Origin of the sequence: Picosynechococcus sp. PCC 7003 (genome assembly GCF_001693255.1) — a bacterium.
Classification (GTDB): Bacteria; Cyanobacteriota; Cyanobacteriia; order Cyanobacteriales; family MRBY01; genus MRBY01.
On sequence record NZ_CP016474.1, the window covers coordinates 2,792,703 to 2,808,156 of the forward strand.

The 15,454-nt window shown below is 47.9% G+C and carries 20 protein-coding genes and 1 pseudogene; 16 read left to right on the plus strand and 5 right to left on the minus strand.

Translation table 11 applies throughout. The features are described 5' to 3' along the window. Positions 1-135: 135 nt before the first annotated feature. From AWQ21_RS13235 to bchI, 3 genes are read left to right on the plus strand one after another with little or no spacing between them, the layout of a single operon-like run. Positions 136-978 carry a pentapeptide repeat-containing protein gene (locus tag AWQ21_RS13235; protein WP_065714941.1) on the plus strand — a complete coding sequence of 281 codons (843 nt, stop codon included), beginning with the start codon at positions 136-138 and terminating at the stop codon, positions 976-978. Next, the gene (locus AWQ21_RS13240) at positions 975-1,733 is read left to right on the plus strand and encodes a DUF429 domain-containing protein (RefSeq protein ID WP_065714942.1); all 759 of its coding nucleotides are present in this window, start codon (positions 975-977) and stop codon (positions 1,731-1,733) included. Before AWQ21_RS13235 ends, AWQ21_RS13240 begins: the two co-directional genes overlap by 4 nt. Before the next feature lie 54 nt (positions 1,734-1,787). Then, entirely contained in the window at positions 1,788-2,870 is a 1,083-nt protein-coding gene (gene bchI / locus AWQ21_RS13245) for a magnesium chelatase ATPase subunit I (RefSeq protein ID WP_065714943.1), read from the plus strand. Between the two features lie 67 nt (positions 2,871-2,937). Here the strand turns inward: bchI and uvrB are convergent, their stop codons facing one another. Continuing rightward, positions 2,938-4,959: an excinuclease ABC subunit UvrB gene (gene uvrB / locus AWQ21_RS13250; protein ID WP_065714944.1), complete on the minus strand. Its 2,022-nt coding sequence runs from the start codon at positions 4,957-4,959 to the stop codon at positions 2,938-2,940. A gap of 192 nt (positions 4,960-5,151) precedes the next feature. Here uvrB and AWQ21_RS13255 point away from each other — a divergent pair, with 192 nt between their 5' ends. Further along, positions 5,152-5,520 carry a hypothetical protein gene (locus tag AWQ21_RS13255; RefSeq protein ID WP_065714945.1) on the plus strand — a complete coding sequence of 123 codons (369 nt, stop codon included), beginning with the start codon at positions 5,152-5,154 and terminating at the stop codon, positions 5,518-5,520. A 74-nt stretch (positions 5,521-5,594) separates the two neighbouring features. Here AWQ21_RS13255 and AWQ21_RS13260 read toward each other — a convergent pair whose 3' ends face one another. Beyond that, positions 5,595-6,056 carry a GNAT family N-acetyltransferase gene (locus tag AWQ21_RS13260; RefSeq protein ID WP_232314983.1) on the minus strand — a complete coding sequence of 154 codons (462 nt, stop codon included), beginning with the start codon at positions 6,054-6,056 and terminating at the stop codon, positions 5,595-5,597. Between the two features lie 159 nt (positions 6,057-6,215). Here AWQ21_RS13260 and AWQ21_RS13265 point away from each other — a divergent pair, with 159 nt between their 5' ends. From AWQ21_RS13265 to AWQ21_RS13300, 8 genes and pseudogenes are all read left to right on the plus strand, one after another. Beyond that, positions 6,216-6,419, plus strand: coding sequence for a hypothetical protein (locus AWQ21_RS13265; protein WP_232314985.1), 204 nt, complete (start codon positions 6,216-6,218; stop codon positions 6,417-6,419). Continuing rightward, positions 6,400-6,663, plus strand: a pseudogene (locus tag AWQ21_RS16730) (Txe/YoeB family addiction module toxin). The gene AWQ21_RS13265 and the pseudogene AWQ21_RS16730 overlap by 20 nt, the downstream one beginning before the upstream one ends. A 141-nt stretch (positions 6,664-6,804) precedes the next feature. Further along, positions 6,805-7,416, plus strand: coding sequence for a Uma2 family endonuclease (locus AWQ21_RS13275; RefSeq protein ID WP_065714949.1), 612 nt, complete (start codon positions 6,805-6,807; stop codon positions 7,414-7,416). Positions 7,417-7,470: 54 nt separating this feature from the next. Continuing rightward, on the plus strand, positions 7,471-7,791 hold the full coding sequence (locus AWQ21_RS13280; RefSeq protein ID WP_065715360.1) for a nucleotidyltransferase family protein: 321 nt from the start codon (positions 7,471-7,473) through the stop codon (positions 7,789-7,791). After that, the gene (locus tag AWQ21_RS13285; protein ID WP_065714950.1) at positions 7,781-8,125 is read left to right on the plus strand and encodes a DUF86 domain-containing protein; all 345 of its coding nucleotides are present in this window, start codon (positions 7,781-7,783) and stop codon (positions 8,123-8,125) included. Before AWQ21_RS13280 ends, AWQ21_RS13285 begins: the two co-directional genes overlap by 11 nt. Positions 8,126-8,140: 15 nt before the next feature. Beyond that, positions 8,141-8,794: a hypothetical protein gene (locus AWQ21_RS13290; RefSeq protein ID WP_065714951.1), complete on the plus strand. Its 654-nt coding sequence runs from the start codon at positions 8,141-8,143 to the stop codon at positions 8,792-8,794. A gap of 18 nt (positions 8,795-8,812) precedes the next feature. Beyond that, a complete protein-coding gene (locus tag AWQ21_RS13295) occupies positions 8,813-9,055 on the plus strand; it encodes a hypothetical protein (RefSeq protein ID WP_065714952.1) in 243 nt (80 codons plus the stop codon). After that, entirely contained in the window at positions 9,045-9,392 is a 348-nt protein-coding gene (locus tag AWQ21_RS13300; RefSeq protein WP_065714953.1) for a type II toxin-antitoxin system RelE/ParE family toxin, read from the plus strand. Before AWQ21_RS13295 ends, AWQ21_RS13300 begins: the two co-directional genes overlap by 11 nt. 113 nt (positions 9,393-9,505) lie before the next feature. On the opposite strand, the gene AWQ21_RS13305 is transcribed toward AWQ21_RS13300, so the two are convergent. Then, complete coding sequence (locus tag AWQ21_RS13305) at positions 9,506-10,306, minus strand: ABC transporter permease (protein ID WP_065714954.1); 801 nt, start codon at positions 10,304-10,306, stop codon at positions 9,506-9,508. Positions 10,307-10,493: 187 nt separating this feature from the next. Here AWQ21_RS13305 and grpE point away from each other — a divergent pair, with 187 nt between their 5' ends. Further along, entirely contained in the window at positions 10,494-11,360 is an 867-nt protein-coding gene (gene grpE, locus AWQ21_RS13310; protein WP_065714955.1) for a nucleotide exchange factor GrpE, read from the plus strand. Positions 11,361-11,372: 12 nt separating this feature from the next. Here the strand turns inward: grpE and AWQ21_RS13315 are convergent, their stop codons facing one another. After that, positions 11,373-11,831, minus strand: a complete 459-nt coding sequence (locus AWQ21_RS13315; protein WP_065714956.1) for an SRPBCC family protein — start codon at positions 11,829-11,831, stop codon at positions 11,373-11,375. 84 nt (positions 11,832-11,915) lie between these two features. Continuing rightward, positions 11,916-13,115: a Coenzyme F420 hydrogenase/dehydrogenase, beta subunit C-terminal domain gene (locus AWQ21_RS13320; RefSeq protein WP_065714957.1), complete on the minus strand. Its 1,200-nt coding sequence runs from the start codon at positions 13,113-13,115 to the stop codon at positions 11,916-11,918. A 132-nt stretch (positions 13,116-13,247) separates the two neighbouring features. On the opposite strand from AWQ21_RS13320, the gene AWQ21_RS13325 reads away from it, so the two are divergent. The 3 genes from AWQ21_RS13325 to AWQ21_RS13335 all read left to right on the plus strand — a co-directional run bounded on the left by AWQ21_RS13325 (position 13,248) and on the right by AWQ21_RS13335 (position 15,403). Further along, complete coding sequence (locus AWQ21_RS13325) at positions 13,248-13,454, plus strand: hypothetical protein (RefSeq protein WP_065714958.1); 207 nt, start codon at positions 13,248-13,250, stop codon at positions 13,452-13,454. A gap of 209 nt (positions 13,455-13,663) precedes the next feature. Further along, the gene (locus AWQ21_RS13330; protein ID WP_065715361.1) at positions 13,664-14,911 is read left to right on the plus strand and encodes an RNA-guided endonuclease TnpB family protein; all 1,248 of its coding nucleotides are present in this window, start codon (positions 13,664-13,666) and stop codon (positions 14,909-14,911) included. A 33-nt stretch (positions 14,912-14,944) separates the two neighbouring features. Then, complete coding sequence (locus tag AWQ21_RS13335) at positions 14,945-15,403, plus strand: lecithin retinol acyltransferase family protein (RefSeq protein ID WP_157094770.1); 459 nt, start codon at positions 14,945-14,947, stop codon at positions 15,401-15,403. Positions 15,404-15,454 lie beyond the last annotated feature (51 nt).

A 15,454-nucleotide genomic window follows, 5' to 3' on the forward strand; every position in this document is an offset into this window, starting at 1 on the left:
TCCCCAGGCCACTAACCCTACAATGCGATAAAGCAGACTCGATACTCATAAAACTCATAAAGTTCATATTCGCCATGTCATGGGTCAAAGCCTTGGCCCAGTCACAGCCTCAGGAGGAATACCATTTTGAAACGAATGGATGCGGGAGAATTATTAGAACGCTATGCGGCCGGAGAACGGGATTTTCGGGAAGTAGACCTCGAAGGGGCGTTCTTGGGGGGCAGCAACTTTGACGGGATTAATCTACGGGAAAGCCATTTGTCTCGAATTGTGTTCACGGGGGCATCCCTTAAGCAGGCGAATTTCCGGGAAGCAGATCTCACCAACAGCAACCTCCAAGCGAATCTCAGCGAAGCAAATTTGATTTCCTGTGATCTGACCGACGCGAATTTAACCACCGCCCAACTCACCTATGGGGGACTCCGGGCGGCCAATTTAACCAACGCTCAACTTGTCTCAGCGGATCTCAGTTGTGCCACCCTCAACGAGGCGGTTTTACGGGAAGCCAATCTCACCAACGCGATCTTAACGGATGCATTCATTGGGCGGGCGAACTTGACCCAGGCAAACTTGGAAGGAGCAAACCTCGCCAATGCAAACCTGACGAGTACCATCTTGATCGGTGCCAATTTAAAGGGAGCCAATCTTTCCCACGCGATTATGCACGGGGTCAATGCCACCGGGGCGATCGCCGACCATGCAGACTTTAGCCAGGCGAAACTTAATAGCGCTAACTTTACCAACGTTAAACTGCGCCATGCGGTACTCCGGAAGGTACAAATGGCCTGGACGACCATGCGCGGGGCCGATCTCAGTGATGCCCAACTCTTCCGCAGTAAACTCTATTGGTCAAATTTTACCAGTGCGAACCTTAGCCGGGCTGTGCTGTTGGATGCGACGGTGGATCAGGTAAATTTCCACAACGCAATTTTTGATGGGACAATTCTCCCTGAAGGTCTTGATGTGGTGAATAAGTGAAATTTGCGGGGATTGACTTTGGCTGGACTTCTGGTGCCAGCGGCCTATGTTGTTTAGAACTTGGGCAACAACAGCTCACGATTCAACACTTTGGGCTAATCCTTGATCCTGGCGAAATTGTGGCTTGGGTCGCCCAACTGCTCCCGCAGGAAACAATGGGTCTGGTGGCAGTGGATGCGCCGACGATTATCCCCAATGAAACGGGAACACGTCTCCCGGATCGTCTCACTCACAAATATTTCGGTAAGTACCATGCGGGCTGTTATCCAGCGAATTTAAACCGTCCTTTTGCGCCCCGCACCACCCAATTGGGCTTTGATCTTGAAGCGTTAGGTTTTTCCCATGCTCCGGCAATAGAACCCCAAAAACTAGGCCGTTACCAGATCGAGGTGTTTCCCCATCCGGCGATGGTGCGTCTATTTCAGCTTGAGCGAATTATTAAATACAAAAAAGGAAAGTTAGGCGATCGCCGCCAAGAATTACTGCGCTTGGTGGGCCTCATTAAAACGGTATTGACGACCCTAGAGCCACAACTGACCCTGAACGATCTCTGGACAGATTTAATTACCCCCATCGCCACGGCCAAAGGTAGCGACCTTAAGGAAATCGAAGACCGCATTGATGCCCTCGTTTGTGCCTATGTGGGGGCCTACTGGTGGTACTGGGGCGCAGCAAAAAACCAAACCCTCGGCGATCGCCACTCCGGTTACATTATCGTCCCAGCACCTGTTACGATGGGTGATCAGCAATCATAAATTGTGAATTTTTAAAATAAAAAATTACGTTCCCTTACAAAAGTTTCTATTGATATGACAGTAACGGCTGACGCTCCTCCCCAAGAAAAAGTAAAACGTCGTGTGGTGTTCCCCTTTACGGCGGTAATCGGCCAAGATGAAATGAAACTGGCCCTCAAACTCAACATCATCGACCCCAAAATCGGCGGCGTGATGATCATGGGCGATCGCGGCACCGGAAAATCCACCACCATCCGCGCTTTAGCCGATCTCCTGCCTGAAATCGAAGTCGTCGCTAATGATCCCTTTAACAGCGACCCTACAAACCCCGAACTCATGGGCGATGAAGTGCGGCAAAAACTCGAAAACAACGAACCCATCGAGATCGCCCGCAAAAAAGTCCCCATGATTGACCTGCCCCTTGGCGCAACGGAAGACCGGGTCTGCGGTACCATCGACATCGAAAAAGCTCTTTCTGAAGGGGTGAAAGCTTTTGAACCCGGCCTGTTGGCGAAAGCAAACCGGGGTGTCCTCTATGTGGACGAAGTTAACCTCCTTGATGACCACCTCGTAGACGTGCTCCTCGACTCTGCCGCTGGCGGTTGGAATACCGTCGAACGGGAAGGGATCTCCATTCGTCACCCTGCCAACTTTGTCCTTGTCGGTTCTGGGAACCCCGAAGAAGGGGAACTACGCCCTCAACTCCTCGACCGCTTTGGGATGCACGCCGAGATCCGCACCGAACGCAACCCCGAACAGCGCGTTGAAATTGTGGAACGGCGCTCTGCCTTCGACCAAAACCCCACAGACTTTTTGCAGCAGTACGACGCTGAACAGAAAGCAGAACAGGAACGCCTCGTCCGCGCCCAACAACTATTACCCCAAGTCACCATTGATCGGGAACTGAAGGTGAAAATCTCCGAAGTTTGTTCCGAAGCCGATGTGGATGGTCTGCGGGGTGATATCGTCACTAACCGCGCCGCCAAGGCCCTTGCCGCCTACGAAGGTCGCACTGAAGTGACCGTGGATGATATTCGCCGGGTCGTCACCCTTTGTTTGCGGCATCGTCTGCGGAAGGATCCCCTTGAGTCTATTGACTCCGGCTACAAGGTGCAAAAAATTGTCGCCCGTGTCTTTGGCCTAGAAGACGACGAGTAAATAATTTTTCCATTAAGTAACATGACATCCCCTGGGCTGGAGAAATTCTCTCCAGCTTTTTTGTTCACTAGTTATCGTGGTTGCCGAGTAGTTGATGGCGTAATTTTTTGATTTGATCCCGCAGGAGAGCAGCCTGTTCGAATTCGAGATTTTTGGCGGCGTCCTTCATTTCTTCTTCTAGTTGTTTGATCACCTCGGGGATTTTTTCGAGGGGCACTGCTTCGGCGTGTTCTACGACCTGCTGCAATTGTTGGGTATTGAGACGACGGGAAATATCGAGGAAAGATAAAATTGCATTTTCGTCCCGCTTTTTGATCGGTTGGGGGGTGATGTTGTGTTTTTTGTTGTATTCGATCTGGATCTTGCGACGACGTTCCGTTTCGGCGATCGCCTTTGCCATGCTATCGGTGAGGTTATCGGCGTAGAGAATCGCTTGACCCCGCACATGACGGGCAGCCCGCCCGATGGTTTGGATTAAGGAACGTTCCGCCCGCAGGAAACCTTCCTTGTCGGCATCCATGATCGCCACGAGGGAAACTTCCGGTAAATCGAGTCCTTCCCGGAGTAAATTCACGCCAATTAAAACATCAAATTCCCCTTTGCGGAGGGCTTGCAAAATTTCGATGCGCTCAATGGATTTAATCTCAGAATGGAGATATTGAACCGCTACCCCTTGGTCACTGAAATAATCCGTTAAATCCTCTGCCATGCGTTTGGTTAGAGTGGTAATTAAAACCCGTTCTTTGAGTTTTTCGCGCTGACGAATTTCCCCTAATAAATCATCCACTTGTCCTTCGGTGGGACGCACATAAATTTCAGGATCAACGACCCCAGTAGGACGGATTACCTGTTCAATTACCCGTGCTTCTGATTGTTCAATTTCCCAATTGCCGGGGGTCGCCGAAACAAACACACATTGATTGACTTTTTGCCAAAATTCTTCAGATTTTAAGGGTCGATTATCGGCGGCACTGGGTAAGCGAAAACCATGATCAATTAATACCTTTTTTCGGGCTTGGTCGCCGTTATACATCCCCCGAATTTGGGGCACGGTGACATGGGATTCATCAACGACTAAAAGCCAATCTTCGGGGAAATAATCGATTAAACATTCCGGGGGAGAGCCAGCTTCACGACCAGCCAAAAAACGAGAATAGTTTTCAACACCATTACAGTAACCAACTTCCTGTAATAGTTCGAGATCGTAGCTGGTGCGTTGCTTTAACCGTTGGGCTTCGAGGAGTTTATTTTCTGCTTCTAAAAAAGTGAGTTGTTGAGCGAGTTCAGTTTTAATTTGTTCGCAGGCGATCGCCAACTGTTCTTGGGGCGTAACAAAGTGACGCGCTGGATAAATATTGATTTGATCAAGGCTTTGCAAAATTTCCCCAGTGGTAGGATCTAACAGGCGAATCGCATCAATTTCATCGCCGAAAAATTCGACGCGAATCACCCGATCTTCATAGGCGGGCACAATTTCTAAAATATCCCCTTTCACCCGAAAATTGCCGCGCCTTAAATCCGTATCATTACGGTTATATTGCACGGTCACAAGTTGCCGCAGTACCGCCCGTTGATCGAGTTCTTCACCTACTTTTAGAGAAAGAGCCGCCTTTAAATATTCGCTCGGAATTCCTAACCCGTAAATGCAACTAATGGAAGCCACCACAATCACATCTTTGCGTTCAAAGAGCGATCGCGTGGCGGAGTGGCGCAACATATCAATCTCATCATTGATCGAAGCGGTTTTTTCAATATAGGTATCGGTGACAGGAATGTAGGCTTCCGGTTGGTAGTAGTCGTAATAACTAATGAAATATTCCACGGCGTTGTCGGGGAAAAATTGCCGTAACTCGTTACAAAGCTGGGCTGCGAGGGTTTTGTTGTGCGCCAAAACGAGGGTGGGTTTCTGCATCTGGGCGATCACCGCCGCCATCGTAAAGGTTTTGCCTGTGCCCGTCGCCCCCAATAGGGTCTGATATTTGGCTTGGGATTCTAAGGATTTGACCAGTTTGGCGATCGCCCGGGGTTGATCGCCGGTGGGGGTAAAAGGGGCGTGGAGACGAAACAAAACATTACTCCCGTTAGACATAACTTAATTTAATGGGATACTTTAGAAACAATGTTGCGAATTTATGACAAAGTGTGTCTAAGATCAGCAAGGAATCTTTGTCCCATCATTTGGGATAATTGAAGTAAAGTAACGAAAAAATTCTTAAAACATAATCCTACTCAAAATTTTGATTCAGTAGGTGTTGGCTCAGATACCTCAAGGAGAAATCCCATGACCACCGAAAATTCGACTCCCACGAACGATAGCACAACTAAAAGTCCCACCCGTTCCCGCAGCACGGCGAAAAAAGACGAGGTGGTTGCCCTCTCTGTGAAAGAGCCGACCAAGTTGGGTCTGCCCAATAATCGTCCCATTGAACCCAGCCATCTCAAGGTGATGCATACCTACCGTTCCTCTGGTGCGGATCGCCCGGTGACCGCTGGCACGATGGAAATTTCTAGCACCATGACCGTTTCTGGTAATCGCCCGATTATGGCCAGCCATCTCCATGTCAGCGACACCATTGTGATTATGGGCAATCGCCCTGTCGCCCCCAATGAAACCGATGATATGGCTACTTTGATCGGCTACCTCGACTAATTCTCAAAAGTGGCGATAGAGTGGCGATCGCCAAACCATTTCCCCTATTACCTAGGGGTTTTTTGTGGGAAATTTTAACGGAGAGGCTTGACCATCCGGTAGTTTGTCAATGTTTGTTGGTGGCGTTGAACCTGTTGCTCTTGGAGAATCCGAAACCCCAGGGCTGCAAAAAAAGGTTTCGCGGTAATGCTGGCTTCGACGGTTAATGTGACGAGTTGCAGCTGTTCTGCTTGGGCGAGCAGTGTTTGATAGAGTTGGCGACCAATGCCTCGCCGTTGGTGATCCTTGTGGCAATAGAAACAGCCAATGTGACCCGCTGGCGAAAGTTCCGCAAACCCAAGGATTTGTTCATCCTCTTCGGCAACGTAGGTAAAGCAAGCATGACAACGGGTTTCCCAATCACGAAAATATAGGTCATCCGGCGCCCAGGCTCGCAGTTGGGCCGGGGAGTAGTCTTGAGCATTTACGGTATGGACGGTGTCGTGGAATAGTTGGGCGATCGCCAGAATATCCTGAGTTTGAAACGGACGAATCATAACCATAAAAACCCTTGAGACATTTTGGAGAAATGGAAAAATTCTTAGAATTGCTGCCGACTAAGCTCCCTCAGTATTGATCAAAAAGCCCGTCTCTCTTCCAGCAAATCCCAAGAAACATTAGATAAAATTGCAGAAAGCCCTTAACCGAAACTACTGATGAATAATCTGCAATACATTTGCGATGATACTGGACAGACCCTTGCTGTTGTCGTACCGATCCAAGTTTGGCAAGACCTCATGGCAGACAATGAAACTGCTTATCTTTTGAGTAGTGATGCTATGAAACAAAGGCTATTCGCCGCCAAAAACCCCACTACTGGTATTTCCCTCGACGCAGCCCGTGAAAAACTTGGAATTTGATCCCCATGCCTTTGAAGATTTAGCCTAGTGGGTCGATAAAGATCGTAAGAAAGCCCGCAAAATCATCAAGCTTATCCAAGAAATTCAGCGAAATCCTTTCACTGGTACAGGCAAGCCCGAACCCCTCAAACATGAACTTGCAGGTTGTTGGTCTCGTTGCATTGACCAAGAACACCGCCTTGTTTACGAAGTCTTCGACGACAAAATCAGAATCCTTGCCTGTCGCTTTCACTACGACCGATAACTTAAAACTGTCGCCGACTGAAAATAAAAATGGCGATCGCCGTTCGTTTTTTCTCTGTCTGGGCATGGGGGCGATCGCCGGACCTAAAAAGGCTTGATAAACTTAAAGCATCATCAAACAAGTTTTTGGAAGGGAGGGGTTATGACAACGTTACAGGTGCAAAGTGTAGCATCGCCCTTTGTGGTAGATTTGTCGGCGATTATGCCCCAACTGAAGATGAGTGATGCGCAATTTTATGAGTTTTGTCGGACAAATCGAGACCTCCGCATTGAACGAACAGCGACGGGGGAAGTAATTGTTATGCCACCTGCTTTTTCGGATACGGGCAATCGAAATGCCAAGTTGCTTTATCAAGTAATGGCTTGGGCAGAGCAAGACGGCACGGGAGAAACGTTTGATTCGAGTGCGGGGTTTACTTTGCCGAATGGTTCCACCAAATCGCCGGATGTGTCGTGGATTCGCTTAGAGCGTTGGAATCAGTTATCGACTGAAGAAAAAGCATCTTTTGCACCCATTTGTCCCGATTTTGTGATTGAGTTACGGTCAGCGAGTGACTCGTTGAAAAGATTACAAGAGAAAATGACGGAATACATTGAAAATGGGGTGCGTTTAGGCGTTCTCATTGATCGAAAAAATCAGACGGTTCATCTCTATCGCCCGAATCAATCGCCACAAATTTTGGAAAATCCAGAGGTTGTCAGTTGTGAGCCAGAGCTTCAAGGTTTAGTCCTCAAAATGGCGCGTATTTGGTGAATTGTTATGGCGATCGCCGAATTCCTCATACAGTTATTTATTTACACTGGATTTATGGAAACATCCATCATCTTGCAAGAATCTTTAAACAAGAACAATATTGTGAATTTCTTATATCAACATGCCCAGGAGTTAAAGGATCTTGGTGTTAAGTCTTTAGCGATATTTGGCTCGGTTGCCAGGAATGAAGCAACCCAAGATAGTGATGTAGATTGTTTGGTTGAACTTGAAGAAAATGTTGGTTTTTTTGAATTTTTTCAAATTAAGAATTATCTTGAAGAAATCCTTGACCGTCCCGTAGACCTTGGTACAAAAGATGCGTTAAAAGAACATTTACGCCAGTCAGTTTTTGAGGATTTAATTCATGTCTTCTAGTAGATCTGAGCAGGCAAGAATTCAGGATATTTTAAATTCAATCACCAGCATTCAAAAACATGTTGCCAATCTGGATTTTGATGATTTTTGTGGCAATGAGACAATTCAAAAAGCAGTTCTGTATGATTTGATTGTTATTGGGGAACCCGCAAAAAATATATCGTCTGAGACCCAAGCCAAAGCTAATATTCCTTGGCATTTAATGGGTGATATGCGGAACATCATGGCCCATGAGTATTTTCAAGTCAATCTAAAAATCACTTGGTCTACGATACAAAATAATTTACCAACAGTGATTGAGCCGTTAGAAAAGTTGTTACGTAATCTTCGATAAAGAAGGATCACCACAGTGTTTGATAGTTACCTTTCAGAGCTTATTACCGCAGTAAAGCAGGGCAATGCCACGGAGCATACCCACCGAGCAACTTTACAGAAGTTACTGCAGTCCTTAGATAATGGGCTAACGGTTACAAATGAGCCAAAACGAATTGATTGTGGTGCGCCTGATCTTCTAATTCAAAAGGATTATCAAGAGATTGGTCATCTCGAAGCGAAGGATGTGGGCAAGTCCTTAAAGCGGGAAGAGAAGTCCCAGCAGATGAAGCGATATCTGGCGGCTCTCGGCAACTTGATTTTGACAGATTACCTAGACTTTCGTTGGTATGTGGATGGCAGGCTACAGGCGGAGGGACGTTTAGGTAAGTTAAATACGAAGGGAGAATTTAAGGCTGATGAGGAAGGACAAAAACAGGTTGAAACGATCCTTAAGGGCTTCCTTGTTGCACGGGTGACTCAGGCGAAAAACCCTAGGGATTTGGCGAAGCGGATGGCAAATCTAGCCCAACTGATTCGGGAGGCGATCGCCACAAAACTCAAGAATGCAAAAAGTGGAGTGTTGTTTGATCAGTACAAGTCTTTTCAGCAGGTGCTAATGCGGGATTTATCGACCAAGTCCTTGAAAAACATGGCGGCTTCCCTATCCAATAAATATAAAAATCTGTGATTGATAGAGGATCAAAATATGAAAGCGCAAAAAGTCATGGCAACCATTGACGCTCAGGGGCAACTTACCCTTGATAACCCTTTAGTTGCGATTAAAAATAGTCGTGTCGAAGTCATTATCCTAATTCCTGAAGAAGACGAAGCCGATGAACCAACAAAAGCAGAATTACTCGATGACTTTCGGCAAGCATGGCATGAAGCAATGACCGGACAAACCCTTCCCGTTGAGCAACTTTGGGATGAGATTGATCATGCCGAATAAAACCCCCATCCAAGTTGAAACGTCGGCTGTTTTTCGCCGCAATCTCCGTAAACTCGCAAAGAAATATCGCAATATTAAAAAAGACATTCAGCCGATTATCGAAGCCCTCAGCCAAGGCAAGTTGCCAGGTGATCAAATTCCCGGCGTGAACTATCCTGTTTTTAAACTCAGAGTCCGCAATACTGATGTTCAAAAAGGGAAAAGTGGCGGTTATCGCTTAATCTATTACCTCAAGACTGATACAGGCATTATTCTACTGACGCTGTACACAAAATCTGAAAGAGCGAATATTGCGCCTGAAGATATCCGCCAAATTATAGAAGACTATTCAAATTAGATTTTTAGAAGGCTATTAAATTTTTTAGTCTGGTTTTTTCAATAAAACTCCCCCTGACTCCTGATGAATTAGGGGGCATTTTTTATCCATTTACCATTTCTGAACTGGGGCGTTTAAAATTGTCGCCGACTGAAAATAAAGATGGCGATCGCCTGGAGCAGAATTACATAGACGATGCCATAAATTGCGCTCAGGAGTAGGGTTTGGCCATCAGGAACCACCCCGTAAACCACCTCATTACGGAAATTTAGGCGCGATAAATCTGGCAGAACTTTATAGAGATTTTCAGTGATCCACTGGACACCCGTATTTTGGCTCAATTCCCCCAACCTTACTAGGTCAGTGCTGAAGTGGCCCATGAGGTAAATCCCAAAGGAAAATAAAGTTGCCAAGAGAGAACTGGTAAATACCCCAAAGGCGATCGCCACGGCAATGATCAGCATTAACTCAATAAATAAATAACCGAGGGAAAGGGAAATTGGCCCCAGCGGTACCGTTGACCCTTGCCACAGCAGCGGCATCATACTTTGTGACCAGGCCAAGAGCGCGAAGTAAACAATCCCCATGGCAACTAGCATCACCGCCACCACCGCCGAAAGCCCCAAATGCTTCCCGACAATTAGTTCGGCGCGGCTAATGGGTTTAGGAATTAGCACCAGGATCGTGCGTTTTTCAATTTCTTTGTTGACCAAGCCTGTGCCCACGAAAACAGCCACCAGCACACTGAGAATGCCGATCATCCCCAGGCCAAAGTCCACGACGATCTTCGCCCCTGCCGTCGCCGACACATCGGGTAAAATCCGTACCGCCAGGGCAAACACAAGGCCATAAAAACCCAAAAAATACAAAATGCGATCGCGGATCACTTCTCGGAAACAATTACTGGCGATCGCCCAAATGCGCTTAAGATTCATCGCTTTTCTCAACAGGACAAGCATCAAAGAAACAGCATATCAAGATTTTTTCATCCCGCAGCGAAAATGCCTCGACAAACAACCCGAAATAGTGATTTTTTAACGATTTAATAAAAAAGGCTGCATCCTTTCTCAGCCATGGGTGAGAATGCCAGAGTATCCCTACTGACGAAACTGCCCCCTCCCCATGAGCCATCCCCACGCTGCCCAACTTCAAACCCTCATGGCCCAAGCCAATGTGAGCGATGTTATTCAACTGGCGGCCTATTCGCGGGTCGCGGCGCGGCAAATTTACCGACTGCAAGCCGGACTCATTCACAGCATCCCCGTCGAAGCCGTGGTGAAATTGGCTCAATATTTCGATCAATCGGTGGATGAATTTCTCGCTCTGTTTCTCCCCACAGGGATTCAGCCCTTAGAATTTACCCCCAAAACAACTCAAGCAACTGGCGTTGACCCCGCTGAACTCGAAGCACTCCAGGCAGAGGGCGATCGCCTCCGCGGCCAACTAGAAACCCAGGCCATTAACCACGCCGAGGAAATCGAGCAACTTCAACATCATCTCCAAGCCCAGCAGCAGGAATATACCGATAAAATCGACCACCTCCAGCAACAATTAGCCGCCCAGGCCGAAGCTCAGGCCCAGCAAGAAGAAACCCTCAAGGCCGAATACGCCCGCTTAGAAAGCCAACTCGACAGCCAACAAGCCCAAAACGAGCAACGCTGGCAACAGGAAGCCCTGGATATCCTCGAAGCGTGGCTGTTGCAATGGTCTGCCGCCGCCAAGGCCGCCCAGGATAATGCCCAGTTCCCTGCTAGAACCCTTGTGGCCCTCACCCAACCCTTTGAGCAACTCCTCGCGAGTTGGGACGTGACTCCCATCGGCACCGTCGGCGAAATTGTGGACTATGACCCCCAAGAGCATCAATTGGTGAAAAATCACGGTGATGTCGGCCCAGGGGATGCGGTGGTGATTCAAAATGCGGGCTACCGTCAAGGCGATCGCCTTTTACATCGCGCCAAGGTGATCCACCCCGAAGCCGTTAAAGCCTAGGAATTCACTGCGCTATACAGAAGTAGGCGATTGTTCTTGGAGATTTCTAACGTAATCCCGGAAGCGATGGAGATCGGCTTGGATCGTTGATTCCACGACCCGGCCTAAAAAGAGATTATCCATTACCTGTCCTAAAATACCGGGGATATCGTAGGCAATGCTGAGGCGAACAATGGTTTTGCCATGGCGATCATAGAAACGAATCGCCCCCCGATTTGGCAGGCCATCAATGGATTCCCACTGGATAATTTGATGCTCAACGACTTTTACAATGCGAGAAAGCCAGGTAAATTCGAAGGAGCCACTGGCTAATTTCCAGCGGGACAGATCCGGATTGTCCTTAAGGATCACCACAGAATCAATCCATTTCATCCACTGGGGCATTTGTTCGAGATCTGACCAGAGTTCCCAAACGAGATCGATGGGGGCGTCAACTTCTACCTGTACGCTGTGCTCTAGCCAACCTGACATAAAACTTTATAAAACCAAACATCCCCCTCACTGTAACAGAATTCCCTGGCGAATTGGTACCGCTGACTGAGGGGGAAATAGCCGCTAGTCCTTGGGGAGTTCGTACTGGGCGACGATCTTTTTCGCGAACTCTGGCACATGGGCTTCTAGCTTACCTGGGTAATTGCGGCGGGTATAAAGATAGTTCCGCGTAAAATGAGAATCAATGGAAAATTTGGCGTACTCTAAGCCCTTCGGGCCAATTTTTTCGATCACAACTCCCATCAGTTTCGCCGCCCACATTGGTAGCGTTACGCCTTTATCGTAAGCAGGAATACTATTTTGCACAGCGGCCCGGCGATCGCCTTTAGAACTAACCGGCTGCGTTTCAATTTGATCGGCGACGAGATCAAACATTTCCTGGCCCGTTTCGTTGCGCACGACCATCCACTGCCAACCGAAGGGGGCACCCATGTAACCCACCACGAGATCCGCTAAACCGTTGGTATAGTCAAAGCAACTCATGCAAGACGGTGCAAACACATCCTTCAATTGATTGGTTTTTAGACCAAAGAAGGGGACTGTTTCCGTAGAACCATCCTCATGCTTAAAATGCACCTTAAAGTCCTGCATAAACTCGTAATAGACGACGGTTTCAGGCGATCGACTGGTGGTATCGAGAAATTTTTGTAGACCCGCGCGAGTGACATTATCCACACAGGGCAAACCCAAAACATAAAGTTTTTCAAGGCCCAATTTATCCTGCACCGCCCGCAAAGCTTGGATCTGGCAACCCACACCAATCACCAATAGTTTTTTGAACCCACCCTGTTCAATCTGCTCTAGGATCGTCAAATTTGGCGAAAGAGTTGGCTTATTGACCCGGGCGGCGAGAATTTCCTCTGGGGTAGTGGCGATGATTGGCATCGGCTGAAAACGGTCATCCGGAGAACTCTGCACACAAACGACCCCTTCTACCAGTTTTTCTTCGAGCATCTTGCAGGCGAGGGAACTAACAATCCCCGTCCATTGCGCCCCTTCGATGGGATCTGTTTTCCGGGCGGCGACCATTTTTTGATGCACGCCAAAATACATTTCCTGCTCTTGGTCTAGATCCCGCTTGCGACCATGTACCTTGGTTTCGAGCTTGTCAAACTGCTGATTGAGAAAAGCACAGGCTTCTTTAACATAGTGGATAAAATGGGTATCACAGAGGCCGCAGTCACTACACAGGGCCTTGGCCGGACGGACGCTCCCCCGGGGTAAACCTTTCGCTTTCTTGTGGGCAGGAATTTGGGCAGTCATGGGCAGCAGAGTCGATCAAAGAACAGTATTTGTCAGCGTAATGGAAAGGATTACCGGAAAGGGAGCTTTTGTGACGAACTGTAACGCGATCGCCGTCAGGATGATTGAAGACCAAAAATCAAGCAGATGACCATGGAGATTCAAACCAAGTCAATCATTAACAACTTGACCCAGGCGACAGTAACCTGTGAGGGCTTCTGGGAAAAGGCGATCGCCCCCAATCCAGATTTAGCCATTCAACGGGCAATGCAACGGCTTTTGGGACAACTCAACCAAGCCTTGGCCTTGGTGGATTATTTTGAACTTGGGCGCGGCAGTCCCTATCCCTCTTTAGGGTAGGGAAGGATAGCGCGGCTACTGAAGAGAAACGGAAGTAGCCAAATCAATCAGGCTTAGGCAATCGCCTTATGTACTCTCTGATAATTTGAGCCATGCTGACATCCTTGTTGGACGCGAACGCCTTGAGTCTTGCCAGATCCTCTGATGTTAGCCTTATTTTTAGTACTTCTGACTTGTTCATTGTGGGCACAATAGACTACAATAGGAGCATGGTAACACGCCGAATCACTTACAGGCTCTATCCAAGTCGCCAACAGCAAAAAAAGCTGCACTATTGGCGGCGCTTACATTGCAGTTTGTATAACGCGGCAATAGCTAATCGCAAAACCCAGTACCAAAAGTTCAATCATTCCGTTGATTACTTTGAGCAGCAAAATAGTTTGCCGGAGTTCAAGCAAGTATGGCCAGAATTTAAAGAACTGGGTTCCCATGCCCTACAGGCAACGTTAAAGCGAGTGGACTTTGCCTTCAACCGATTTTTTAAGGGATTGGGGGGATATCCAAAGTTCAAGGCATCTCGGAGATATTCGGGGTGGACATATCCCTGCGGGGCAGGTTGGCAGGTAGAAACAGATGGTCAGCATGGCTTTCTCAAGTTGAGCCACTTAGGCAGAATGCAAATGAGAGGGAAAGCTCGCACCTGGGGAAAACCAACAACTTGCACAATTTTCTTCCGCCAGGGCAAGTGGTATGCCTCAATCACCGTCAAATGTAAGCCGCAGCGGGAAGCTGACGGGGGATCTGTGGGGATTGATTTAGGTTGCAAGGAAGCGATTACCCTTTCTACAGGGGAGCAACTATCAAAGCCTAGCTTTATCAAAGTCGGTGAAGTTGCCGTAAAGCAAGCATCCAAGCAACTCAGACGAAAGCGTGCACCAAACCGAAATAAGCGAGTTAAAGCATCGCGGCGGTGGCAAAAAGCGAGACGGCAGGTATCAATGCGGCAACGCAAAATTACCCGTCAGCGCGAAGATTGGCTGCATCAAATCACAAGCGACATAGTCAGCGGTAATAGCCTGGTTGCAGGTGAGCAGTTAAACGTCAAAAACATGACCCGCAAAGCCAAAAAAGGCAGCAAACGGAAAGCTCAAAAAACAGGGCTTAACCGCTCCATTCTCTCGGTTGGCTTCGGCATGATTGGTTCAATGCTGGAATACAAGCTGGCAGAGGCAGGAGGATTTTATGTGGAGTCCCCGACAAGGACGCTTAAGCCCTCTCAGCGTTGCGCTAAATGTTGGGAGCTAACGCCAAAGACATTGGCAGACAGGGTACATATTTGCTCAAACCCAAACTGTGGCCACAGGGAGGATAGAGATATCAATGCAGCTCAGGTTAATTTAGCCTGGGCAAGGGGTCAGGAACTGGCCTCTTCAGTCGCGGAGCCGCCAAGCTCTACCGATTGCGGAAGCATGAGGCAACTTGGGGTGATGAAACGACGGAAACTCCATGCCTCTTAGGCTGGAGTAGTTCATTTGGTGCCAGAAAATCAATTGTCTGTACACAAAGAAAGTATTGCGGTGCTTGGGGGATTAGCTGATCACTACTTTCTCAGTGAAACACCGGGTTTATCTAATTCCTTGGGGTGGGGGCCAAAGGGCATTGAGTTGCGAGGCCAGGTCAAAATCACCCAAACGCAGGTAAGGCGAGTGCAACAGTTTATTGAGACAGCCCGCTACAACATTGCTCTCCATAACTGTGAACATTTCGCCAACTATATTCTCTACGGTTTACCCCTGTCTTCCCAGCAAACGACTTGTCACAAAGGTCTCGGAGCAACGATTATCGCTCAACTCCAACCCAAGCAGACCATCACCGAAAATATTTTGGCAGATATCAATCGGCAGTTTAAACACCGTCTTCAGGTTGAACGGGCAAAACGAGCCAAACGAGAAATTTACCAATTTTGCCAGACTCACCAGATTGCACTAGAGCCTGAGGCGATCGCCTAACCTAACCATTCCAAACTGACTCGGATATGATGAAAGAAATTTCTTTAACTT

Bases quoted from the DNA above. Each gene is read 5' to 3' on its own strand.
- AWQ21_RS13325 (WP_065714958.1), top strand. From the start codon at position 13,248: ATGGAGATTCAAACCAAGTCAATCATTAACAACTTGACCCAGGCGACA.
- uvrB (WP_065714944.1), bottom strand. From the start codon at position 4,959: ATGTCTAACGGGAGTAATGTTTTGTTTCGTCTCCACGCCCCTTTTACC.
- AWQ21_RS13305 (WP_065714954.1), bottom strand. From the start codon at position 10,306: ATGAATCTTAAGCGCATTTGGGCGATCGCCAGTAATTGTTTCCGAGAA.
- grpE (WP_065714955.1), top strand. From the start codon at position 10,494: ATGAGCCATCCCCACGCTGCCCAACTTCAAACCCTCATGGCCCAAGCC.
- AWQ21_RS13320 (WP_065714957.1), bottom strand. From the start codon at position 13,115: ATGACTGCCCAAATTCCTGCCCACAAGAAAGCGAAAGGTTTACCCCGG.
- AWQ21_RS13275 (WP_065714949.1), top strand. From the start codon at position 6,805: ATGACAACGTTACAGGTGCAAAGTGTAGCATCGCCCTTTGTGGTAGAT.
- AWQ21_RS13280 (WP_065715360.1), top strand. From the start codon at position 7,471: ATGGAAACATCCATCATCTTGCAAGAATCTTTAAACAAGAACAATATT.
- AWQ21_RS13255 (WP_065714945.1), top strand. From the start codon at position 5,152: ATGACCACCGAAAATTCGACTCCCACGAACGATAGCACAACTAAAAGT.
- AWQ21_RS13315 (WP_065714956.1), bottom strand. From the start codon at position 11,831: ATGTCAGGTTGGCTAGAGCACAGCGTACAGGTAGAAGTTGACGCCCCC.
- AWQ21_RS13330 (WP_065715361.1), top strand. From the start codon at position 13,664: ATGGTAACACGCCGAATCACTTACAGGCTCTATCCAAGTCGCCAACAG.
- AWQ21_RS13300 (WP_065714953.1), top strand. From the start codon at position 9,045: ATGCCGAATAAAACCCCCATCCAAGTTGAAACGTCGGCTGTTTTTCGC.
- AWQ21_RS13285 (WP_065714950.1), top strand. From the start codon at position 7,781: ATGTCTTCTAGTAGATCTGAGCAGGCAAGAATTCAGGATATTTTAAAT.
- AWQ21_RS13235 (WP_065714941.1), top strand. From the start codon at position 136: ATGGATGCGGGAGAATTATTAGAACGCTATGCGGCCGGAGAACGGGAT.
- bchI (WP_065714943.1), top strand. From the start codon at position 1,788: ATGACAGTAACGGCTGACGCTCCTCCCCAAGAAAAAGTAAAACGTCGT.
- AWQ21_RS13265 (WP_232314985.1), top strand. From the start codon at position 6,216: ATGAATAATCTGCAATACATTTGCGATGATACTGGACAGACCCTTGCT.
- AWQ21_RS13260 (WP_232314983.1), bottom strand. From the start codon at position 6,056: ATGATTCGTCCGTTTCAAACTCAGGATATTCTGGCGATCGCCCAACTA.
- AWQ21_RS13295 (WP_065714952.1), top strand. From the start codon at position 8,813: ATGAAAGCGCAAAAAGTCATGGCAACCATTGACGCTCAGGGGCAACTT.